Genomic DNA, 20,592 nt, shown 5'->3' with positions numbered 1-20,592 from the left:
AATGGCAGATATTCTCATAAAGAACGGAACCGTCATCGCCATCGATCCGGAGCGGCGCATCATTGCTGACGGCGCGGTGGCGATCGAGGGCGATCGTATCGTCGCCGTCGGTCCAACCGATATTGTAGCGCGCAATCATCCTGCCCGTGAAGTCATCGACGCGCGCGGCATGGCCATCATGCCGGGACTCGTCGACAGCCATGCCCATGCCGGCCACGGCCTTATCAAGACCCTCGGCGGCGGGCGCAGCGACCTTTGGTACCGCGCCTGCCAGGGCGCCTATACGGTCGGCTCGACCCCGGAATTCTGGCATGCCGAGGCCCAGCTTGCCGCGCTGGAGCGTCTGCGCTTCGGGGTGACGACCGGCGTTTCACTGCTCGGCGGCGGTGATTCCGTCATGCGGACGGACGAAGCAGTCTATGGCGACGCACATATGGAAGGCGTCCTTGGCATCGGTACACGCTCTGTCGTCGCTGTTGGCACCACCCGACCACCTCATCCCCTGACTTATGCGCGCTGGAAGGGCTCTGAACGGACCGATTACCCCGTCTCGTTCGAGCAGCAGTTTGCTACCTGCGAGGAGTTGACCGGGCGCTGGCACGATAGCCATGGAGGACGTCTTCACGTCGCCATGCTCACGCCGACCCTGCATCAGGAAAATCTGGACGCGCCGGGCGCCGATGATGCTGTTTCCCAATCGCGCGCCGTAAAGACTTTCGCCGAGGAACGCGGACTGGTCTTCATGCAGGACGGCCATACCAGGGGGAGCGTGCGTATTGCCAACGAAATCGGGATTCTTGGGCCGCGGACGCTGCTTTCGCACGCAACCGGACTTGACGACGACGAGATCGCGATCTGCGCGCGCACCGATACGCGCATCGTTCACAATCCGAGTGCGATTGCCTCGATCCTCGCCCGCTGCCCGGTGCCCGAGCTCCTGCAGGCTGGTGTGCTCGTTGCAATGGGATCCGACGCAACGGCGCCGGACCGCTCGGCGGATATGTTTCGTCACATGCAGCAATGCATGCATTACCACCGGACGCATTTCCACGACCCGAGCTGGATGCCGCCGGGCAAGGTCCTCGAAATGTGCACGATCGACGGTGCGCGGGCACTTGGTCTCGACCACGAAATCGGTTCGCTCGAGCCCGGCAAGAAGGCCGATATCATCCTCGTAGACCTGCGACGCCCGCATCTTTATCCGGCAAACATGCCAGAGTTCCGCGTCACCTATTTCGCCAATGGCAATGACGTTCACACGGTCCTTGTCGGCGGCCGCGTGTTGTTGCGGGATCGCAATCCCGTCCATGTCGATCAGGATGCCGTTCTCGATGCGGCGCAGCGCGAAACCGAGCGCATGATCGAGCGCCTCGATCTGCACGATCTCGTTCGCACGCCACCAATGTTCTGGGGCCACGCCCGCGACACCGATCTCATCGAATGAGCGGCGTGTCGTCCAACCAATCAACCTTTGAAAGACTTCCGATGAACAGTGTTTCCTTTGATTTCAACACCCTTACGCCGCGTGAACGGTACAAGATCCTGATCGGCACAGTTGTTCCCCGCCCGATCGCACTGGTATCCACCGTCGACCGCGAGGGACACGCCAACGCAGCGCCATTCAGCTTCTTCAATTGCCTTTCGTCGGACCCCGCCATTGTCGCGCTTGGGGTTGAGTATTCGCCGAGCGGGCACTCCAAGGACACGGTACGCAACATTAGGGATACCGGCTGCTTCACGGTCAATGTTGTATCGGGATCGATCATGGACGAGATGAACATCTGCGCCGTGCCCTTTGACGCGAGCGTCGACGAGATCGCCGAGGCAGGCCTGACGATTGCGCCAGGTAAAGCTATCGCCGCTGGCCGTATCGCCGAAGCGCCCGCCGCTTTGGAATGTCGGTTGCATTCATTCCTCAATATCGGTGAAAGCCGTGAAATCGTGCTTGGGGAAGTCGTCTACGCGCATTTCCACGAGAATGCCATCGACGCCGATAAGCTCTACGTAGATGCCACGGTGCTCGATGCGGTCGGCCGCATGGGCGGTCATGGTTATGCGACGACGCGCGATTATTTCGAGCTGAAGACCATGTCGGTGGCCGATTACAAGGCAAAGACCGAGACGACAATCGAGGCGAAGGCCTCCTGATAGAACCGTGCCATTCCCTTTGCCGGGAATGGCATCATTTCACATAGTCGTCCAATATCGACCGGATATCGCGCTGGTGATTGCTTGACGTCAGCAAAGCGCGTTCGGTGACCGCCTCAAGGTGATGATCCATGACGGCAAAAGCCCTCTCGCTATCGCCCTTCTGCAAAGCGGCAACGATTTCAAGATGCTCGTTGACCGCGCAGTCCGAAGAGTGCGGCCGGCCATAGAGGGCGAGAATAAGCGAACAGCGCGACACGAGTTCGTTTACGTAGCGTGCCGTTACGGCATTGCCCGCCATCTCCGCGAGAAGAATGTGGAACTCGCCGGCGAGCCGGATCGAGTCGGGTGAATCCTGGGTGCGGGCGGTTTCCTCGCGCGCGACATGGTCCTTGAGGCGCTTGATCTCTGCCGGTGTGATGCGCTCGACGAGGCGGCGCACCACATCGCGTTCGAGGCTCCGCCGCGTTTCGAAGATATCGTAGGCTTCTTCGAGCGTCGGCTGAGCCACGGTCGCGCCGCGATTTGGCTTCAGGTCGATCAACCCCTCGCCGTGCAGACGCCCAAGCACGCTTCGCACGATGGTGCGGCTGACACCGAAGCGATCGCCGATGACGTCCTCCGGCAATTTGTCGCCGGGGCGCAGGGCGCGCTCGATGATCGCCCGCCGCAAGGCTTCATACATTGTATTGCTGCTTGGGAGACGCTGGCGCTTTTTACCGGTGGTCAAGGTCTGTTCGTTCATGTGCAACCCATCTGTTGATCACCAACTTATATCGTATCAGACGGAATCCGTGAATTGGCAATAGTGTATGCTATTTCGATTTATTTTTGTATACTATTTTTCGCGAGCGGTATATAGTCTTCGTAAAGAGGCCCGGTGCATTCGACCATAAGCAGCGGGAATAGGGGGAGCACACGGTCATGTTCACGGCATCGCCAGGGACAAGCGTAATCTTCATTCGGCGGGCGACGAGCGCAGCTTCCTGCAGGGCTGGCCATGCTTGAGAGCCAGAGTTCGAAACTCCTTATTGTCAATGGTAATACCAACCTGGCCTTGACCGAACGGTTGCGAGATCAGGCGCGCGCCATGCTGCCATCCGAACGCAATGTCACTGCGCTGACCGCACGGTTTGGCGCCGAATATATCAGCGATCGCGAAAGTGCGGCGGTCGCGGCTCATGCCATCATCGATACGGTCAAGGAACATTTGGCAGAGGCCAGCGACAATAGATACGATGCCTGTCTGTTGGCCTGTTTTGGTGAACCCGGCATCGGAGCCGCCAAGGAAGTCTTTGATTTCCCTGTCGTCGGCATGGCGGAAGCCTCCATTGTATCTGCCTTGCAGCTCGGTGAACGCTTTGCGATCGTAACCATCGGCGAGCGCTGGCCGGGAATGCTGCGCGAACTGATGCGCCAGCAGCGGCTGGAAGATCGCTGCTGCGGCATGTACGCCATTCCGGGAAGGGCGCTCGATCTGGCCGCGCGGCCCGCGGAGGCGCGCAGTGCGGTGCGAGTGCTCGTTGACAAGGCAATCCGGGAGCAGGGCGCTGATGTCGTCATCATCGGCGGGGCTGCGCTCGCCGGCATTGCCCAAGATCTGCAGCCGGAATGGGACATCCCGCTCGTCTGTTCATTCCATGCGGGGCTCGTCCAGGCCGAAGCCATGGCCGGCCTACGGCGACCCGCGAAATCGAGAACTCGGAGATTCTGAACGCTGCTGATTTTGGCAACCGGGAAGACCATTCGCCCGGCAAAATCAATGCGTGACAGGATGCAATAAGTGTGATTATCGTATACAAAAATACAAACACGAGGGAACAAAATGAAATCAAAATGGGTTAGGAGTTTTGTATTCGCGTCGCTGGCGGCTCTTGCCGCGATGGGCACCACGTCGGCCTCAGCACAACAGACACTCGACACGGTCAAGAAGCGCGGCAAGCTCATATGCGGCGTTTCGATGAATGTCGCCGGATTTGCCTATGCAGACAGCAAGGGCGTCATGCAGGGCTTCGATGCGGATGTGTGCCGCGCTGTTGCCGCCGCAGTCTTCGGGTCGCCTGACAAGGTCGATTTCGTTCTCACCAACATCAATACGCGCTTTCAGGCGCTTCAGTCAGGCGAGATCGACATCCTCTCGCGCCAGACGACGATGACCTTCTCGCGCGAAGCTTCGCTCGGCCTCGATTTCGGACCGACCGTCTTCTATGACGGACAGGGAATCATGGTTCCGGCCAAGCTTGGCGTGAAGAGCGCCAAGGAATTGAACGATGCAGCAATCTGTATTCTTCCCGGCACGACGACCCTACAGAACCTTGCCGATTTCTTCCGCACCAACAACGGCAAGTTTGAATCCGTCGTCTTCGAAAATCCCGACGAACTGCGCAACACATTCTTCTCCGGGCGTTGCGATGCGCTGAGCAGTGATCGCTCCGATCTCGCATCCATTCGCGCTGTCGCCCAGAACCCGGCCGACTACATCATCCTCCCGGATACGATCTCGAAGGAACCGCTTGCTCCGGCCGTACGGCAGGGCGACGACAATTGGCGCGATATCGTTTCCTTCACCACCTATGGCATCATTGCCGCGGAAGAGAAGGGGATCACCCAAGCCAATATCGACGACAAGACAAAGAGCGAAGACCCTGAGATCCAGCGCATGCTTGGCGTGACCGGGGATCTTGGACCCATGCTCGGCCTCGACAACAAGTGGCTCTACAATGCCATCAAGGGCGTCGGCAATTACGGCGAAATGTTCGAGCGCAATCTTGGCGAAAAAACCGCCCTCGGCCTGACCCGCGGTCCCAATAATCAATGGACCAATGGCGGCCTGCTTTACGCGGCGCCGTTCCGCTGAGCTAAAGCGAGCCGGTGCGGGATAAATCTCCGCATCGGCTCATCCATTTCAATCGGATCTTGCATGCTGGGGGGCTTCGATGCGTGTCGCGCAGGCACCGTTCCGCTTGAATTTCCGCGATAAGCGGACGCGGGGCATTCTTTATCAATGCTTGTGCGTCGCCAGCGTCGTTGCCGCGGGCCTCTATCTCTTCAATAATGTTTCGGAAAACCTTGCACGGCAAAGCATCGCCACGGGCTTTTCCTATCTCTGGCGCGAGGCTGGATTCGTCATCAGCCAATCGCCGATCGACTATCAGCCATCCGACAGCTATGCGAAGGCGCTGCTTGTCGGCATCCTCAACACGATACGCGTCTCTATCCTCGCATCGGTTGCTGCCACGATCATCGGCACTCTGGTCGGGATCGGCCGGCTCTCGTCCAACCCTTTATTCGCCCGTCTGATGCTGCTCTATGTCGAGGCCCTGCGCAACGTCCCGTTGCTGCTGTTGCTGTTTCTCTGCTATGCGGTCATCGTCACCATCCTTCCGCCGGTCCGCGAGGCCTTGCAGCTTCTGCCGTTCGTCTTTCTCAGCAATAGCGGCCTCGCAGTTCCATCCATCGCCTGGAGCAACGATCACACGATGATCGCAGCGGCATTCCTGTTTGGTTGCGGATTGGCCTACCTCTATGCGCGCCACCTTCAGTTGCGGCGTATCGAAAGTGGGACCGACCAGTCCAACTGGCCGCTCATCAGCGCAATAATTGCCATTCCACCGCTTGTCGCCTGGCTCATCCTGCGTCCCGAGCTCGATCTCAGCCTGCCGGAACTCGGCCGCTTTCGCCTCGCTGGTGGTGCGCAGCTAACGCCCGAGTTTGTCGCTCTCTTCGTCGGGCTCGCCCTCAGCGCATCAGCCAACGTTGCCGAGATCGTCCGCAGCGGCATCCTTTCGATCCGCAAGGGCCAGCGTGAAGCCGCGGCCGCGCTCGGGCTCAGACCCTCGCGTATCATGCGGCTGGTCATCTTGCCCCAGGCCCTGCGCGTCATCATTCCACCAATGACGAGCGCCTATCTCAACGTCTTCAAGAACTCGTCGCTGGCGATAGCCATCGGCTATCCCGACGTGGTAATGGTTTCCAACACCACAATGAACCAGACCGGGCAGGCAATAGAGCCGATCGCGCTGTTCATGCTGGTCTATCTCAGCCTGTCGATCACCATCTCGCTGTTCATGAACTGGTACAATGCGCGCGTCGCATTGCGGGAGAGGTGACATGACCGCAGAAGACGTCTCCATCTCCGTTCAGCGCTATCGGCCCTCGCTCTCTCTGAAGAGCAAGCTCAAGCCCTATTTCGGCACGCCGGTCAATGGCGCTATCACCGTCGGCTGCATCCTCGTCATCGCCTGGGCACTGAAGCATGTCATCGCCTGGCTGTTGGTCGATGCTGTCTTTACGGGAGCGCCTGCTGTTTGCCAGCAGCAGGGCGGGGCATGCTGGCCCTTCCTCGTTGCCAAGATTCGCTTCATGCTGTTCGGCTTCTACCCCTTTGAAGAACAGTGGCGGCCGCTTCTTGCCCTGCTGATGTTCTTCGGCACATGCGGCATCGCCATGATCCCGATGTTCTGGGGGCGCCGGCTCCTCGTCCTCGGTGCCGCGGCGTGCATCGTCATTTTCTGGCTTATGCTCGGTGGATTTGGCGGCCTTGTCTATGTGCCGACGTCCAAATGGGGCGGCCTTCCGCTTTCGTTCATGCTGTCCGCCGTCGGTCTCGTCTGTGCCTTCCCGCTCGGCGTGCTGCTGGCGCTTGCGCGCGCGTCAAACCTGCCGGCCATCCGTGTCCTTGCCGTTGTCTTCATTGAGCTCGTCCGCGGCGTCCCGTTGATCAGCATTCTGTTCATGGCTTCGGTCATGCTGCCCCTCTTCCTGCCGACTGGCGTCAACATCGACAATCTGTTGCGGGCGCAGGTCGCAATCATTCTCTTTGCCGCCGCCTATATCGCTGAAGTCGTTCGCGGCGGATTGCAGGCACTGCCCAAGGGGCAGGTCGAGGCTGCCTCGGCAATGGGCCTGCATTACTGGCAGACGATGCGCCTTATCGTTCTCCCGCAAGCCCTGAAGATCGTTATTCCGCCGCTTGTCTCGCTGTTCATCGGCTTTTTCCAGGATACGACGCTCGTGACGATCGTCGGGCTTCTCGATTTCCTCGACACGGTACGCGCAGCGATGCGCGATCCTCAGTGGCAGGGTATTGCCGTGCTCGAAGGTTATGTGTTTGCGGCTTTTGTCTACCTCGTTTTCAGCGCCATCATGGGCGCCTACAGCCGCTTTCTTGAACGGAGATTTAGAGTTGGTCATGACTGAGAAAGTTACTGTCATCCGGGACGCTGCCTGGATTGTCGCCTGGGACGCGGAAACCGATGCTCACGTCTACATGAATGACGGTGACGTAGCTTTCTCTAGCGCGGGGGTTATGCAAGTCGGCGGCCATTACGTCGGTGCGGTAAACGAGGAGATTTCTGGGACGAACCTCATGGTTATGCCCGGCCTCGTCAATATTCATTGCCATTCAGGCGACGAGCCGCTCGCCAAGGGACTGTTCGAGGATGCCGGCACGCCCGCACTCTGGGGCAATGCGCTTTACGAATTTTCGGCCTTGCTCGATGCGGATGAGGACGCGCAGGCCGCGGCGCAGACTGTCATGCTTGGCGATCTGATGCACAGCGGTGTGACGACGATGCTCGACATTGCCGGCGATCATCCGCGCTGGATTTCGACCATGGCGGAGAGCGGCTTGCGCGGATATCTGGCTCCGGGATTTCGCCAGGCGCAGTGGCGCGTCGTCGAAAGCCACCGCCTGGATTTCGACTGGGACGATGCAGCGGGGAACGATCGATTCCGGCAGGCCTTGGCGCTAGTCGACGAAATCAGTGCCCACGAGAGCGGCCGGCTTCAGGGCGTGGTCGCGCCCTCGCAGATCGAGACCTGCCGGCCGGAACTTATGGCCGAAGCCGCCGACGAGGCGCGCCGGCGAGGCGCGCCGATTACCATCCATGCGGCGCAAACCATGACCGAGCATGAGGAACTCTTGCGGCGCCACGGTCGCACCGCAATCCAGCATCTCGATGCAATCGGCATACTCGGTCCCGATCTCATCCTCGGCCATTGCATTTTTGCCGATCACCATTCCTGGACGCGCCAGCGCACCCGCAACGACATTGCCCGCCTGGCCGAGACCGGGACAGCGGTTGCCCACTGCCCGGTAACTTTTGCGCGCAGCGGCATGACGCTTGAAACGATCGGCGCCTATCAACGCGCCGGGGTGACCATCGGGATCGGCACTGACAGCTATCCGTTCAACATGCTCGAAGAGATACGCCAGGCGCTGATCTGCGCGCGCATCGCCGGTCGCAACTTCGCGGAAATCGATACGCAAGGCGTCTTCAATGCGGCAACGATCGGCGGCGCCAAGGCGCTTGGACGGGACGATATTGGCAAGCTTAAGGTCGGAGCCAAGGCCGATCTGGTCCTGATCGACATCGCGACGCCGGGCATGCAGCCTGTGCATGATCCCCTGCGCAACCTTTTGCACTGCGCAGCCGATCGTGCGGTCCGGGATGTCTTTGTCGACGGATCGGCCGTCGTCCGCAATCACGCCGTGGCCAATCTCGACTATGAGGGGGCCGTCCGCGAATTGCAGGACGCGCAAAAGCGGATGATTGCACGAAGCAGTGCAGGCGGGTCGGCGTTTGGCAAAGGTGCAAGGCTCTCGCTTGCCGTCAAATAACGATTTTTATGATATCGACCCGGCATCGCGTGCGCAGAAGCAACTGTGATCCCGTGGTAATGCTTATCGTTTGAGAGATTGGCGCCAGAAACGTCGGGCGCCTGCATCTTTTCGCGATCAGGCGCGTTTGTCTGCCATGTATCAAGCGCGGTCGAGGTTATCATGGCAAGCGGCAAGCTCTCCCGTTACACGTCCAAACGCGACTTCAAGCTCACACAGGAGCCAAGCGGAGGCGGCGAAGTCAATGCGTCGAACAGGCTTCGCTTCATCGTCCAAAAGCACGATGCTTCAAGGCTGCACTACGATCTCCGGCTGGAACTCGACGGCGTTTTCAAATCCTGGGCGGTGACGCGGGGGCCCTCGCTTGATCCAAAGGACAAGCGCCTTGCGGTCGAGGTCGAAGATCATCCGCTCGAATATGGCGACTTCGAAGGCACGATCCCGAAGGGCCAGTATGGCGGTGGAACCGTGTTGCTGTGGGATCGGGGTTATTGGGAACCGGAGGGTACCAAATCCCCTCAGGAGGCGCTTGAGGAGGGCGATCTCAAATTCGCGTTGGATGGCAAGAAACTGCACGGCAGCTTCGTGCTCGTGCGCATGAAGAATGACCGGGACGGCGGCAAGCGCAACAACTGGTTGCTGATCAAGCATCGCGACGACCACTCGGTAGATGGAAACGGTGACGCGATCCTCAAGGAAGCAGCCTCGGTGGCGTCGGGCCGTACCATGGAGGCGATAGCTGCGGGAAAAGGGCGCAAGCCCAAGCCGTTCATGACGGAGGGTTCTGACGCGGCAGCGGACGCAACTTGGGAGAGCAATCGCAACGGCTCCGCAGCGCCGACTAAACGCAAGCGGGGAACGCCTGCCGCCTCAAGTGAAGCGACGATGCCGGACTTCATCCCGCCACAGCTTTGCGAAAGCGTTGCGCGTCCTCCTTCTGAAGCTGGATGGGTGCATGAGATCAAGTTCGATGGCTATCGCATCCAGGCCCGGGTCAAGGACGGAGATGCGACGCTGAGGACCCGCAAGGGTCTTGACTGGACGAAGAAGTACACGGCAATCGCCAAGGCATTCTCGGCATTGCCGGATGTGATTATCGATGGGGAGATATGCGCTCTCGATGATCATGGCGCACCCGACTTTGCCGCGCTGCAGGCGGCACAGGCCGATGGCAAGACCGGCGACCTTGTCTACTTCGCCTTTGATCTGTTGTTCGAAGCCGGTCAGGATTGGCGCGACCGCCCTTTGACCGAACGAAAGGCACGGCTGCAGTCGATCCTCGACGACGCGGGCGGTGACCCGCGGCTCAGATATGTCGACCACTTCGAGACGGGCGGTGACGCGGTACTGAAATCCGCCTGCAAGCTTTCGCTGGAGGGAATTGTGTCGAAGCAGTCCGACGCAACCTACCGTTCGGGGCGAACCGATACGTGGGTTAAAGCGAAGTGTCGCGCCGGCCACGAAGTCGTCATCGGCGGTTGGTCCAAGACCAACGGAAGATTCCGCTCGCTGCTCGTCGGTGTCTTTCGTGAGGACCACTTCATTTATGTCGGCCGCGTCGGCACAGGGTACGGAGCGGCAAAAGTGAAGTCGCTGCTGCCCCGACTCGAGGCACTTCGCGCCGAAAAGTCGCCCTTCACCGGGGGGAACATGGCCAAGAAGGTCGATCCAGATGTCGAATGGGTGAAACCCGAACTCGTGGCGGAGATCGAATTCGAAGGCTGGACTGCCGACGGTCTCGTGCGGCAGGCTTCGTTCAAAGGTATTCGTGAAGACAAACCTGCCCTGGAAGTCGAGGCGGAGAAGCCGGCCAAACCTGAAACCACGGACGTTCCCGATCCCGAGAAACAGGCGCGGAGCATCGGCAAGCGACGTGGAGCGAAGGCCGAAATCATGGGTGTTGTTTTGTCCAATCCAGACAAACCTCTGTGGCCGGACGCCGGCGATAAGAGGCCTGTCACCAAGCTTGATCTTGCCGAGTATTGCCGGGCGGTCGGCCCATGGCTGCTTGATCATATCAAGGGGAGGCCATGTTCGATCATCCGCGCCCCGGACGGCATTGGTGGAGAACAGTTTTTCCAGCGCCATGCAATGCAAGGCGCGTCGAATCTGATCGAATTGGTAACGGTTTCGGGCGATCGAAAACCCTATCTGCAAATCGACCGGGTGGAGGGATTGATCGCCGTCGCCCAGATCGCTGCCCTCGAACTCCATCCATGGAATTGCGCACCTGGAAATCCGGACGTTCCAGGACGGCTGGTATTCGATCTGGATCCCGGCCCCGATGTGCCATTCTCAGTGGTGGTCGCGGCAGCGAAGGAAATGCGGGAACGTCTCGAAGCGCTGGACCTCGTCTGCTTCTGCAAGACCACGGGCGGCAAGGGCCTGCACGTCGTCACGCCACTTGCGACCAGCAAGAAGAGCAAGCTCACCTGGAGCGAGGCAAAGGCATTCGCCCACGATGTCTGCCAGATAATGGCCAATGATCACCCGGACCGCTATCTCGTCAAGATGGCTAAGAAACTGCGCAACGGGCGGATCTTTCTCGATTATTTGCGCAACGATCGCATGGCTACCGCGGTGGCGCCGCTCTCGCCTCGGGCTCGTCCTGGCGCAACTGTATCCATGCCCTTGGCGTGGGGGGACGTAAGGGCTGATCTCGACCCCAAGCGTTTTACCGTGCGAACGGTCCCCGCACTTCTCGAAAAAACCGACGCTTGGGCGGATTATCTCGATGGAGAACGTTCATTGGAAAAGGCCATCAAGCTTCTGGGAAAGTCCGTGAAAGCAGCAGCATGATCGAAGTGGGGAAACGGAAGATTTCACGCTCTGCGTGGGCCCTGCCTCTCGATACGCAGCCGATGGAGGCCCGATCGGCCGAGACCCTGCCTGCCGACGGCGGCTGGCAATATGAACCGAAATGGGATGGATTTCGCTGCCTGGCATTCAAGGACGGAACCGAGGTTGATTTGCGCGCCAAATCCGGGAAGCCGCTGGGGCGCTTCTTTCCGGAGATGGTCGAGTTGCTGGCGGCGCTGCCGGTTCAACGTTTTGTAATCGACGGCGAACTCGTCATCGAGAGCGGCGGCGCGCTCTCCTTTGAAGCCCTGCAAATGCGACTTCATCCTGCGGAAAGCCGTGTCAGAAAGCTCGCGGCTGAAACGCCGTCGAGGCTCGTCGTCTTCGACATGCTGATGAATCCCGACGGCAAGTTAATCATGGATAGTCCGCTTACCGTTCGTAATGCGCAATTGTCCGCCTTTCTGGCGCTCGCGCGCGAAGCCGCACTGACGCAATCGCCGCATACGAGCGATATCGACGAAGCACGTATCTGGCTCGAAAATGGTTATGCGGGAACCGATGGCGTCGTGTGCAAGCGCGTGGATGGCCCATATCTTCCGGGCGAGCGCGCCATGATCAAGGTGAAGCGTCTTAAGTCAGCGGATTGCGTGGTTGGCGGGTTCCGTTACGAACATGACAGCAAGCAAGTCGGGTCTCTTCTTCTTGGCCTCTATAACAGTGACGGCAAGCTCGATCACGTTGGCTATACGTCAACCATTACGGATAAAGAGCGCGGGGAACTGACAGAGAAGCTGGAGGCATTGGTCGGGCCTCCCGGCTTTACCGGCAAGGCTCCAGGTGGGCCGAGCCGCTGGAGCACAGAGCGGAGCGGCGAATGGCAACCGTTGAAGCCGCAACTCGTTGTCGAGGTAAGATTTGATCATATCAGCGGTGATCGGTTTCGCCACGGGACCAAATTGTTGCGGTGGCGTCCCGACAAGAGCCCTCGCCAATGCACGTACGAGCAGCTCCGGTCAGGCGTGCATTAGGCCGGTACCTTCTTGTGGCGAAGGGAAAGCGTATCGGCAATGAAACGCTCCTGGCTCGCCGCAGTGGCGGCGATCAGGTTTTCGTCACGCAAGCCCCCATCGAAAAGGGTCATCACCCGTTTGGCAACCCTGTGGATTTCGTCCAGGCTTGTACTCGGTACATGGAGATCGCGGCACGCGATGCGGTGTGCGTGTTCCATGAGGTTCCAGTCTTCGCGGGAATATATTGCTTTCCTTGCACGTCGCATGAATGCCTCCTCATCGTCGTCAAGTATTAGGCCGAACACTGGACGCGGCGCCGGTGGGTGTCATTCAAATTGTTTAACGGAATCGTCGAAACATGTTTTGCGAAACTGCACGATGATCGCTGGATTATGAGCGAACCGCATTGAATCGGAACAAAAGGTTTCGCGGCGACTTGTAGCTAGATAAGCAACGCAATCTTACCGAGACGGCACTGTCTTCGGATTTTCCAGCCACTCATTGGAAAACGTCAGGCTCGCGATTGAAATGGGATTCCCTTCCTCGTCTCTCACAGTCACGGTGACAATCAGACGCCCCGTGTCGCCGACTTCGTCGCGAGCAATATCGAGCAGGATGCGCGTTGCCTCCTGGGTTACGGCATTGAGCGTCGCCAATTCCACCCCGTGGTCGTCGCGCAGGGGGCCGGCGCCATTGTGCAAGTCAAAGTAATATCGGGACATTTGTGTGTACACGCTGCTGGTTTCGTAAGGATAGTAATCGTTCGTGGGCCAATCAGTTCCGTCATTCGTCACTATTCTGGAAAATTGGATGGAGGTTTTTTTGATTGAATCACTGCTTCTGAATCTTGAAAGTCGCGACATTGTTTCCGAGGAGGAGAAATCGCTTCTTCGATCAATCATCACACGCGGGCGACAATTTGAAATCGATGAAGATCTGGTGCGGGAAGGATCACGGCCGACATATAGCACCTTGATGCTGGAAGGCTTCGCCGCGCGCTATAAGGTGCTCGATGACGGCAGCCGGCAGATTACGTCCCTGCATATTCCCGGCGACTTCGTCGATCTTCACGCATTCCCCCTGAAAATCATGGACCACGGTATTGTCGCCTTGTCCCCGTGCCGTGTCGCCTTCGCCGACCACAACGCTCTCAAGACGGTCACCGAAACTGTCCCGCACCTGACGCGGTTGCTCTGGCTTTCCACCCTGATCGACGGCGCCATCCATCGCGAATGGATCGTCGCGATGGGGCGAAGATCAAAGAAGGCGCATCTTGCTCATCTGATCTGCGAGCTCTACGTCCGCCTGCAGGTCGTGCAACTGACCAACGAACAGAGCTTTCACCTACCGCTGTCGCAGGTCGAGCTTGCCGATGTCGTCGGGATCTCGGTGGTCCATCTCAACAAGACACTGCAGTCGCTGCGCCGCGAAAAGCTCGTGACCTGGATCAATCGGACAGTGACAATTGTCGACTGGGAAGCCTTGAAGGAGTTCGCGGAATTCAACCCGCTTTATCTCAATCTTTCGGTCGAGGCGCGGTAGCGATTACAGATGTCGTATAAGACAGCCGAGATATTTCCGGGATTCACCTTGGAGACGATCGTTCTCAGCGAAGCCACCTTGCGGGTTCGTCACGGGGGTAACGGACCGCCGCTGCTTTTGCTTCACGGGCATCCGCGCACGCACACCACCTGGTACCGGGTTGCTCCTTTGCTCGCGCTTGAGTTTACCGTTGTCTGTCCTGATCTGCGCGGATTTGGCGGTTCGTCCAAGCCTGCGGACCATCCCGATCACGCCGGGTCGTCCAAACGAGCGAAAGCGCGTGACTGCGTCGAGCTAATGCACGGACTGGGGTTCGAAACATTCTCGGTCGCCGGCCACGATCGCGGCAGCTATACGGCTTTTCGCTGTGCGATGGATCATCCGCAGACGATCAGATCTCTATCAATCCTCGATGGAGTTCCAATCATCGAGGCTGTCGAGCGATGCGACGCCAAATTCGCGAAAGCCTGGTGGCACTGGTTTTTCTTCGCTCAGGCAGAGAAGCCTGAACGGGCCATCCTGGCCGATCCGCTCGCATGGTACGGTGGTACGGCCGACAAAATGGGAGAAGCGAACTTCGCGGATTACAGCACAGCCATTCATGATCCGGCGACGGTCCACGGCATGATCGAGGATTACCGTGCCGGCCTTGAGATCGACTGGCGCCACGACGAGGAAGACTGGAGCGCCGGACGGCGCTTGGCCTGTCCGTTGCAGGTTTTATGGTCGGGGCAGGACGATCTCGAGGACCTCTACGGCGATGTTCTTGGCGTCTGGCGGCGGTGGGCAACGGACCTGTCCGGCCACTCCCTGCCTTGCGGGCACCATATGGCGGAGGAGGTGCCCGAGACGTTGGCCAATGCACTTTCGCGTTTTCACAGCCTGTACTGGTAGCCTAAAAGGCGATGAACCTGAGTACAGGGGTTGGAACTTTCGAACCCGCGGGCCGTTACATTTTGCTACAACTTCTGATGGTATAAAGTTTCTGGTCTTGACTGGAGCGTCATGATGACGGTGCAGATTTCTCCGCCCTCGCATTTGGCAACCCATTCGGTTCGCGAGTCGGATTGCGTCGAAGCCATCAGGGCAAGGTTCGAAGAACTGCACGATCCGGGTGAAGATTACATCGATCTCATCAGGGAGGCGATGGCGGCAGGTTGGACCATGCGCGAAGCGCGGCTCGCTCTCAACAAGCTGCTCGGGCTCGACCTCAGGGATCAGGAGCAACACTAGCACTTGTTAATTTCCGGCGCGGTTCAGCACTTCTTCCAGTTCGGCGATCCTGCGCCGTATGACCTCTGCGGCACTGTCACCCGGTACTGAATCACCTTCCGTGGAAATGCCGAAGGTTTGGCTGCCTTCGGCGACGGCGAGATCGTCCTTCAGCCGCGCCAGTTCTTCGCGCAAATCCGCTTTTGTAGGCTCGTTGCTCATGACACCCTCATCTGCTTGGCGACTACTTCCCGTGAACGATTTTCCAGTCGTTGCGTTCCCGGAGTCTCCCACTCTCTAATGCGTGCCCAAAGGTGACGGAACTTCCGTTTCCTCCATGTGTTTCACTGAAACTTACGATGCCAATTGACAATCACTGCAATGACGCAAATTCGAGCAACAGTAGGGAGCAATCTGATGGGTGATCCTGGTCCTCGTCCAAATCCCGATCCGCCAATCCCTGACAGGCCGCCGGTGCCCGCGCCGGGACCCGGACCGGTGCCGCCCATTGTCGAGCCGCCATCTCCCCATCAGCTGCCGGACGAAGTGCCTTTGCCCAATCCTGACGAGGTCCGTGATCCGCCCGCGCATGTTTGGACTAGGCAGAACGAGCCAACGGCGACTTTCATGGTCTCACCTAGGGAACGAATGGTGGTGCGGAGAGTTCATTCTCGACAAAGGAAGTGCGAGGTCCCACATGCCGCTGTTTCGTTTCGTTTTCGATGAAGGTGAGGGGCTTGATGCCATTACACCGATCGCATTTCCTGACCATGAAGCTGCGATCGACGCTGCGCACAAGGCAGCAAGGGAATCGCTCATCGACGCGGTCATTGAAGGCTACGATCCAACGACATGGGTCGTGCGCATCTATAATGAACCGGGCGAACTTTTGAAGACGATTTTCGTGTCTGACCTCCTGCGCACAAAAACCGAATAGCTCTTTATTTGCCGATCCTGGCGAAGAGGGCCCCCTACGAGGCCCTCCATTCTATCCCACACATGGCAGCGTTACTGCGATAGATAAACAACCTTGCGGTCCTTGCGCGATACGATGATCGGCTGCTTGTCGACGTAGACATAGGCGTAGTCCGGGCTATCCGGAATCGGTACCAGCTGAACCTCTTGGGGAACGACGGCTCCAACGGCAACATCGCCATCGATCACAACAGGATCCGAAGGATGGGCGATGACATAGTCGCGCGCTGGCTGTGGAACTTCCACGATGACAGCGTCCTGCGCAAAGGCATAAGTCGAGCCGGCGAGGAGCAATGCGGTGGTTATTGCAACGATGCGTTTCATAAGTTTTGTCTCCTTGTGTGTCCCTGGGCAAGAAACCGGCAATAGGCCCGTTTGGTTCCAGAAGAAGTGACAACCCTCACCGACACAGGCTTTGCTGCCGCGAAAAGTCAGGGCCAGCGAACGGCGCTACAAGAGCCGGCGTGCTCCGCCGCTTAGAAGATTTTTGCCGCGTCGAATGGAACCCGACTTTGCCACGGCCGTTTTCACGCTAGACAGCGGTGGCCGTGTTAACCAGACGCGACGGTAGGGCGGACAGGACAGTTTTTCTGGTTTCCGGTCCTGGCCAACGAAACGGCAGGCGAGCGCATAACCCGTCCGGCCGCCACTGTCACTGAACCTTACGTCCTCCATTTTTCATGGTGGTCGCCGGAACATTGCTCGTATCTGTGAATTGCAGGATAGAGGCAAAGATATCGGTCCCGCGCATGAAGGCATCCACAAAGCGAACTAAGGAACAAGTGCGTAACGCCCGTGCGCGGCAAAAAGCCCGCGGCCGTCGCGCCAAGAAGCCTTCAGAGATTCCGGCGCTCGGATGGAAGGACGTCCTTTACCGGGTGTGGCAGTCACTGTCACAAGACCGCATCATGCTGATAGCGGCAGGTGCAGCGTTTTATTTGCTGCTCGCTCTTTTTCCCGCCTTGACGGCCTTTGTGTCGCTTTATGGCTTTCTTGCTGATCGTGCCTCTGTTGCAGGGAATGTTTCGCTGTTTGCCGGCATCTTGCCCAATGACGCGATAGCTCTGATACGTGCTCAACTCGAGGCACTCGCCGCGCAGGATACGAAGTTGCTTAGCATCGGCTTTCTGTTCGGTTTCGTCATCGCGCTCTGGAGCGCCAATAATGGCGTCAAAGGCATTTTCGAAGCGTTGAACGTCGCCTACGGGCAGAACGAGACCCGCAGCTTCGTCAAGCTGAACCTTGTTTCATTCGTCGTTACTCTGGGTGGAATCTTTTTCGGAATCGTGCTGCTTCTGGCGCTGGGCATCATGCCGAAACTTCTTGACGCGATGGGGCTTGAAGGTTGGAGCGCCGGTTTGCTGAGCCTCGCCCGCTGGCCGGTTATGATGGGCGTTACCGTGGCTGCAATCTCGATCGTCTATCGCTACGGCCCGGACCGGGAATATGCGAAGTGGCGGTGGCTTTCATGGGGTGCCGTATTGTCCGCTGTGATCGGCATCGCCGCCTCTGCAGCGTTCACATCGTATCTTACAAACTTTGCTGATTATAACGCCACCTATGGCGCCTTGGGCGCAGTAGCCGGCCTGATGATGTGGATGTGGATCTCATTGATCATTCTTATTCTCGGCGCAGAACTTAATGCGGAGCTCGAACACCAAACCGCAGTCGACAGTACGACAGGTCCGCCGCAGCCCATGGGCAAGCGGGGCGCAGTCGTTGCCGATACGCTGGGCGAAAGCGTGGCTGAATAATCAGCGCAGAATTTTATTGGTCATCACCCATTTCACTGACCGAGGCCACGCATAATTTGCGCCCATTCGCAGATCGGTGAAGCCCTCCGCAACGGTCTTGCCGCTTTTCGCATCAAGGATGCGAATGAATACGGCATGTTCGGTGCGGTTGACACGGGTGACGACGCCGAGGAGTGCGAGCGATGCGCCGTTCTGGCGAGCGATAGCGGCCTCGCAGCCCCCGCAATAGCGCAGCCCCTTCGCCTCTGCCTCCGCAGGCACCGTAACGCCCACCACAGTATAGCGGCCCGAGCCCGTGAGCATGTCCTTTGCCATTTGTTCTGACTCGGAAAGATAGCGCGTGTCGTGCTCATCGGGCGCAATGATGCCGGCGCCCGCACTCCTGTCTTCAAGTTCAATGGGAAATACTGCGATCGAGGCAGGCGGGTTTTGCTGAGCGCCGGCCGGGGTGCACATCATCAAGCCCAATATCATCAGAAGCAACGGGCGCATGTTAACCCTCCATGCGGCTTTCCTCGCTGGGTAAAGGCCGAGGCGGACAAATCATGCCACGTTGCTGCTAATTCGCAAAGCCGCGGCAGGTTCGGCGGGAAATGATTACATAGGATAGATCAGCATCAGGACGCCGATTGCGATCAGTGCTAAGGCGGGCCAGTTGCGACCCGCGCCGAGGAATCCGAGACCTTGCCGTTTTGGCTCCAGTGTTGGTGCATTTTGATTGTCGGGATGCCTGGGCGGAGAGCTGAGCCGGCGCGAACTGATTGCCACCCACACTGCGTACAGTATGCCGAGGCAAACAAATAACGCGCCAGCTATCTTCATGGTTGAACTCCAAGGACGGCCTAAGTCCAGCCGTTGGTTGGAAACTAGTTCTTGCAGTCCTCGGCCTTGGCCATGGCGGTCGGTTCGCCCTTCTGCTGCGCCTGCACGTCCTGCGCTGAGGTGGCTAAATTCTTGTCACCTGCGCCTTCCGTGCCGGCGAGTGGCATGGTTTGGCCGTCCTTCTGAGCGGTCTGGGGGCTATTATTGGTTGTTGTACCCGTACTGGCCGCACCCTTTTGTATCGTGCTGTTGCCCGAATTTTCCAAGGGAACGTGCGTGCCATCCTTGGCGATGCCCGGCTTTGCATCGGAATTTATCGATCCGGTTGTCGTGGGGCATGCGGCACATGCGATACCGGGGGCAAAAGCCAGTGCGGCAGCGGCGATGATCGGTGCAAGCGCTTTCATTTGATTTCCTCCCTATAGGTTCAATATCGGTAAACCGGGCTATCGCGTTATTGTTCCAGTTGCCTTGGTCGCAAAAGGGCGGTGAACTTTCGCTCACCGCCAACTATGAGCCCCAGAAAGCTCGGCGTAACCGTTGAACCAGGGCGCGCTGACCTGGAAAATCAGCGCACAATGAACGCCCGCTAAAAACGCTCGTTCCGGCTTGGTCCGCAATCGTACCGAATTTGCTGCGCGGCAAATGAGCAAAGACGCTTATTCGCGCGGGGTGCGGTGCCTCTTCTGGCGCTGAATTCTTGATCGCCGATATTGCAGGATATGTCTCGACGGTTTGAAGTGCGACTGAAAGCGGGTTGCATTAGATGCCGTCAGCAGCTCGTTTCTCCCTTCCATACTCGCCCGAAATTTTATCGCGTTCCTGCAACAGATGGCAGAGTCTGTACGTTTTCGGACGTTGTTCGCAATGCTTTCGCAGGCCAATTCCGATAGAGACAGGAGCACGTGATGAGTTTGGCAGCCGGCAACTTCGCCAACCATCTCCTTGCAATGAGCAGGGCTTGCAAGGGCGACGAACTGTTTGCCCATCTCGAAACGGTCGACCTCCCGCTCGGCATGCTCCTCAACGAGCCGAACCGGACGATCCCGTATATCTATTTTCCAGATAGTGGCATTGGATCGGTGATCACTTCCCTGTCCGATGGCCGCGATATCGAGATCGGACTGTTCGGCGCAGACGGGATGTCACATGTCGGCGCAGTGTTGGGCGACGAACTGAGCCCTTACCGCACCGTTGTTCAAGTGGCGGGAAAGGGCAACAGGATCGCTGCGGACCGATTTCGCAGAGCTATCGAGGGCAACAGCGACCTGATGCGATTGTTCCTGAAATACGCGCGCTCCTTCTCCATCCAGACCGGATCGACCGCGCTTGCCAATGGCCGGTCGACGATCGAGGCACGTCTCGCACGATGGCTGCTCATGATGCACGACCGGATCTCAGGCGAATATCTCGGTGTGACCCATGAATTCCTTGCAACGATGCTTGGCGTCAGGCGTCCCAGTGTCACCGATGCGCTGCATATTCTTGAAGGCGAACATCTCGTGATCTCGAGACGCTCGGAAATTGTCATCCGCGACCGCCATGGCCTCGCAGCGATCGCCGATGGTGCCTATGGACTTGCCGAGCGGGAAGCCGAAAGATTGACGGGCTGGCGCGGCAAGCCGCTTTCCCGCTCAGTCTGACCCGACGATTTCCACCGTGAACAGCCGACCCTGAATGGGAATGCGAAGCCGGCAGGGAACGG

At 58.5% G+C, this 20,592-nt stretch carries 23 protein-coding genes; 15 read left to right on the top strand and 8 right to left on the bottom strand.

What is annotated here, in order from left to right:
- The first annotated feature begins 1 nt into the window (after position 1).
- Both BM074_RS15280 and BM074_RS15275 read left to right on the top strand, forming a co-directional pair.
- A complete protein-coding gene (locus tag BM074_RS15280; RefSeq protein WP_091923114.1) occupies positions 2-1,444 on the top strand; it encodes an amidohydrolase family protein in 1,443 nt (480 codons plus the stop codon).
- 41 nt (positions 1,445-1,485) lie between these two features.
- A complete protein-coding gene (locus BM074_RS15275) occupies positions 1,486-2,148 on the top strand; it encodes a flavin reductase family protein (RefSeq protein ID WP_091923112.1) in 663 nt (220 codons plus the stop codon).
- Between the two features lie 34 nt (positions 2,149-2,182).
- Here BM074_RS15275 and BM074_RS15270 read toward each other — a convergent pair whose 3' ends face one another.
- A complete protein-coding gene (locus BM074_RS15270; RefSeq protein ID WP_081815898.1) occupies positions 2,183-2,893 on the bottom strand; it encodes a GntR family transcriptional regulator in 711 nt (236 codons plus the stop codon).
- Positions 2,894-3,148: 255 nt separating this feature from the next.
- On the opposite strand from BM074_RS15270, the gene BM074_RS15265 reads away from it, so the two are divergent.
- From BM074_RS15265 to BM074_RS15235, 7 genes are all read left to right on the top strand, one after another.
- Entirely contained in the window at positions 3,149-3,862 is a 714-nt protein-coding gene (locus BM074_RS15265; protein WP_091923110.1) for an aspartate/glutamate racemase family protein, read from the top strand.
- A gap of 111 nt (positions 3,863-3,973) precedes the next feature.
- A complete protein-coding gene (locus BM074_RS15260) occupies positions 3,974-5,005 on the top strand; it encodes an amino acid ABC transporter substrate-binding protein (protein ID WP_091923108.1) in 1,032 nt (343 codons plus the stop codon).
- Between the two features lie 79 nt (positions 5,006-5,084).
- Positions 5,085-6,257: an amino acid ABC transporter permease gene (locus BM074_RS15255; RefSeq protein WP_091923106.1), complete on the top strand. Its 1,173-nt coding sequence runs from the start codon at positions 5,085-5,087 to the stop codon at positions 6,255-6,257.
- A gap of 1 nt (position 6,258) precedes the next feature.
- Positions 6,259-7,347: an amino acid ABC transporter permease gene (locus BM074_RS15250; protein WP_210186484.1), complete on the top strand. Its 1,089-nt coding sequence runs from the start codon at positions 6,259-6,261 to the stop codon at positions 7,345-7,347.
- Positions 7,340-8,770 carry an amidohydrolase family protein gene (locus tag BM074_RS15245; protein ID WP_091923104.1) on the top strand — a complete coding sequence of 477 codons (1,431 nt, stop codon included), beginning with the start codon at positions 7,340-7,342 and terminating at the stop codon, positions 8,768-8,770. The genes BM074_RS15250 and BM074_RS15245 overlap by 8 nt, the downstream gene beginning before the upstream one ends.
- Before the next feature lie 162 nt (positions 8,771-8,932).
- On the top strand, positions 8,933-11,569 hold the full coding sequence (gene ligD / locus BM074_RS15240) for a DNA ligase D (protein WP_091923547.1): 2,637 nt from the start codon (positions 8,933-8,935) through the stop codon (positions 11,567-11,569).
- Entirely contained in the window at positions 11,566-12,600 is a 1,035-nt protein-coding gene (locus BM074_RS15235; protein ID WP_091923102.1) for an ATP-dependent DNA ligase, read from the top strand. The genes ligD and BM074_RS15235 overlap by 4 nt, the downstream gene beginning before the upstream one ends.
- Here the strand turns inward: BM074_RS15235 and BM074_RS15230 are convergent.
- Both BM074_RS15230 and BM074_RS15225 read right to left on the bottom strand, forming a co-directional pair.
- On the bottom strand, positions 12,597-12,848 hold the full coding sequence (locus BM074_RS15230) for a hypothetical protein (RefSeq protein ID WP_139217681.1): 252 nt from the start codon (positions 12,846-12,848) through the stop codon (positions 12,597-12,599). The two genes, BM074_RS15235 and BM074_RS15230, sit on opposite strands and share 4 nt — an antisense overlap.
- Before the next feature lie 195 nt (positions 12,849-13,043).
- A complete protein-coding gene (locus BM074_RS15225) occupies positions 13,044-13,304 on the bottom strand; it encodes a DUF6894 family protein (protein ID WP_027232026.1) in 261 nt (86 codons plus the stop codon).
- A gap of 100 nt (positions 13,305-13,404) precedes the next feature.
- Between BM074_RS15225 and BM074_RS15220 the strand changes: the two genes are divergently transcribed.
- The 3 genes from BM074_RS15220 (at position 13,405) to BM074_RS15210 (ending at position 15,357) form a co-directional block, all read left to right on the top strand.
- A complete protein-coding gene (locus tag BM074_RS15220; protein ID WP_091923545.1) occupies positions 13,405-14,124 on the top strand; it encodes a Crp/Fnr family transcriptional regulator in 720 nt (239 codons plus the stop codon).
- Between the two features lie 9 nt (positions 14,125-14,133).
- Positions 14,134-15,018 (top strand): alpha/beta fold hydrolase, encoded by an 885-nt coding sequence (locus BM074_RS15215; RefSeq protein ID WP_091923101.1) that lies wholly within the window; start codon positions 14,134-14,136, stop codon positions 15,016-15,018.
- Between the two features lie 114 nt (positions 15,019-15,132).
- Positions 15,133-15,357: a hypothetical protein gene (locus BM074_RS15210; protein ID WP_091923099.1), complete on the top strand. Its 225-nt coding sequence runs from the start codon at positions 15,133-15,135 to the stop codon at positions 15,355-15,357.
- 6 nt (positions 15,358-15,363) lie between these two features.
- Here the strand turns inward: BM074_RS15210 and BM074_RS15205 are convergent, their stop codons facing one another.
- The gene (locus BM074_RS15205) at positions 15,364-15,558 is read right to left on the bottom strand and encodes a hypothetical protein (RefSeq protein ID WP_091923098.1); all 195 of its coding nucleotides are present in this window, start codon (positions 15,556-15,558) and stop codon (positions 15,364-15,366) included.
- Between the two features lie 475 nt (positions 15,559-16,033).
- Between BM074_RS15205 and BM074_RS15195 the strand changes: the two genes are divergently transcribed.
- Positions 16,034-16,273, top strand: coding sequence for a DUF6894 family protein (locus tag BM074_RS15195; RefSeq protein WP_051615032.1), 240 nt, complete (start codon positions 16,034-16,036; stop codon positions 16,271-16,273).
- A 71-nt stretch (positions 16,274-16,344) separates the two neighbouring features.
- On the opposite strand, the gene BM074_RS15190 is transcribed toward BM074_RS15195, so the two are convergent.
- On the bottom strand, positions 16,345-16,635 hold the full coding sequence (locus tag BM074_RS15190) for a DUF1236 domain-containing protein (protein ID WP_091923095.1): 291 nt from the start codon (positions 16,633-16,635) through the stop codon (positions 16,345-16,347).
- Positions 16,636-17,060: 425 nt separating this feature from the next.
- Here BM074_RS15190 and BM074_RS15185 point away from each other — a divergent pair, with 425 nt between their 5' ends.
- Positions 17,061-18,065, top strand: coding sequence for a YihY/virulence factor BrkB family protein (locus BM074_RS15185; protein ID WP_091923094.1), 1,005 nt, complete (start codon positions 17,061-17,063; stop codon positions 18,063-18,065).
- On the opposite strand, the gene BM074_RS15180 is transcribed toward BM074_RS15185, so the two are convergent.
- From BM074_RS15180 to BM074_RS15170, 3 genes are all read right to left on the bottom strand, one after another.
- Entirely contained in the window at positions 18,066-18,557 is a 492-nt protein-coding gene (locus BM074_RS15180) for a DUF2380 domain-containing protein (protein ID WP_091923092.1), read from the bottom strand. It lies immediately after the preceding gene.
- A 105-nt stretch (positions 18,558-18,662) separates the two neighbouring features.
- On the bottom strand, positions 18,663-18,887 hold the full coding sequence (locus tag BM074_RS23325) for a hypothetical protein (protein WP_091923090.1): 225 nt from the start codon (positions 18,885-18,887) through the stop codon (positions 18,663-18,665).
- A 44-nt stretch (positions 18,888-18,931) separates the two neighbouring features.
- Positions 18,932-19,294 (bottom strand): hypothetical protein, encoded by a 363-nt coding sequence (locus BM074_RS15170; protein ID WP_091923088.1) that lies wholly within the window; start codon positions 19,292-19,294, stop codon positions 18,932-18,934.
- Between the two features lie 501 nt (positions 19,295-19,795).
- Here BM074_RS15170 and BM074_RS15165 point away from each other — a divergent pair.
- Positions 19,796-20,530, top strand: coding sequence for a Crp/Fnr family transcriptional regulator (locus BM074_RS15165; protein WP_091923087.1), 735 nt, complete (start codon positions 19,796-19,798; stop codon positions 20,528-20,530).
- Positions 20,531-20,592 lie beyond the last annotated feature (62 nt).

The sequence above is a fragment of the Phyllobacterium sp. CL33Tsu genome (assembly GCF_900113985.1).
Classification (GTDB): Bacteria; Pseudomonadota; Alphaproteobacteria; order Rhizobiales; family Rhizobiaceae; genus Phyllobacterium; species Phyllobacterium pellucidum.
The sequence above is the reverse complement of the archived record's forward strand: the minus strand, read 5'-3'. Positions and strand labels throughout refer to the sequence as shown.

Bases quoted from the DNA above. Each gene is read 5' to 3' on its own strand.
- BM074_RS15225 (WP_027232026.1), bottom strand. From the start codon at position 13,304: ATGTCCCGATATTACTTTGACTTGCACAATGGCGCCGGCCCCCTGCGC.
- BM074_RS15180 (WP_091923092.1), bottom strand. From the start codon at position 18,557: ATGCGCCCGTTGCTTCTGATGATATTGGGCTTGATGATGTGCACCCCG.
- BM074_RS15170 (WP_091923088.1), bottom strand. From the start codon at position 19,294: ATGAAAGCGCTTGCACCGATCATCGCCGCTGCCGCACTGGCTTTTGCC.
- BM074_RS15280 (WP_091923114.1), top strand. From the start codon at position 2: ATGGCAGATATTCTCATAAAGAACGGAACCGTCATCGCCATCGATCCG.
- BM074_RS15165 (WP_091923087.1), top strand. From the start codon at position 19,796: ATGAGTTTGGCAGCCGGCAACTTCGCCAACCATCTCCTTGCAATGAGC.
- BM074_RS15245 (WP_091923104.1), top strand. From the start codon at position 7,340: ATGACTGAGAAAGTTACTGTCATCCGGGACGCTGCCTGGATTGTCGCC.
- BM074_RS15210 (WP_091923099.1), top strand. From the start codon at position 15,133: ATGACGGTGCAGATTTCTCCGCCCTCGCATTTGGCAACCCATTCGGTT.
- BM074_RS15265 (WP_091923110.1), top strand. From the start codon at position 3,149: ATGCTTGAGAGCCAGAGTTCGAAACTCCTTATTGTCAATGGTAATACC.
- BM074_RS15195 (WP_051615032.1), top strand. From the start codon at position 16,034: ATGCCGCTGTTTCGTTTCGTTTTCGATGAAGGTGAGGGGCTTGATGCC.
- BM074_RS15255 (WP_091923106.1), top strand. From the start codon at position 5,085: ATGCGTGTCGCGCAGGCACCGTTCCGCTTGAATTTCCGCGATAAGCGG.
- BM074_RS15270 (WP_081815898.1), bottom strand. From the start codon at position 2,893: ATGAACGAACAGACCTTGACCACCGGTAAAAAGCGCCAGCGTCTCCCA.
- BM074_RS15185 (WP_091923094.1), top strand. From the start codon at position 17,061: ATGAAGGCATCCACAAAGCGAACTAAGGAACAAGTGCGTAACGCCCGT.
- BM074_RS15235 (WP_091923102.1), top strand. From the start codon at position 11,566: ATGATCGAAGTGGGGAAACGGAAGATTTCACGCTCTGCGTGGGCCCTG.
- BM074_RS15250 (WP_210186484.1), top strand. From the start codon at position 6,259: ATGACCGCAGAAGACGTCTCCATCTCCGTTCAGCGCTATCGGCCCTCG.
- BM074_RS15190 (WP_091923095.1), bottom strand. From the start codon at position 16,635: ATGAAACGCATCGTTGCAATAACCACCGCATTGCTCCTCGCCGGCTCG.
- BM074_RS15230 (WP_139217681.1), bottom strand. From the start codon at position 12,848: ATGCGACGTGCAAGGAAAGCAATATATTCCCGCGAAGACTGGAACCTC.
- BM074_RS15260 (WP_091923108.1), top strand. From the start codon at position 3,974: ATGAAATCAAAATGGGTTAGGAGTTTTGTATTCGCGTCGCTGGCGGCT.
- BM074_RS15215 (WP_091923101.1), top strand. From the start codon at position 14,134: ATGTCGTATAAGACAGCCGAGATATTTCCGGGATTCACCTTGGAGACG.
- BM074_RS23325 (WP_091923090.1), bottom strand. From the start codon at position 18,887: ATGAAGATAGCTGGCGCGTTATTTGTTTGCCTCGGCATACTGTACGCA.
- ligD (WP_091923547.1), top strand. From the start codon at position 8,933: ATGGCAAGCGGCAAGCTCTCCCGTTACACGTCCAAACGCGACTTCAAG.
- BM074_RS15205 (WP_091923098.1), bottom strand. From the start codon at position 15,558: ATGAGCAACGAGCCTACAAAAGCGGATTTGCGCGAAGAACTGGCGCGG.
- BM074_RS15275 (WP_091923112.1), top strand. From the start codon at position 1,486: ATGAACAGTGTTTCCTTTGATTTCAACACCCTTACGCCGCGTGAACGG.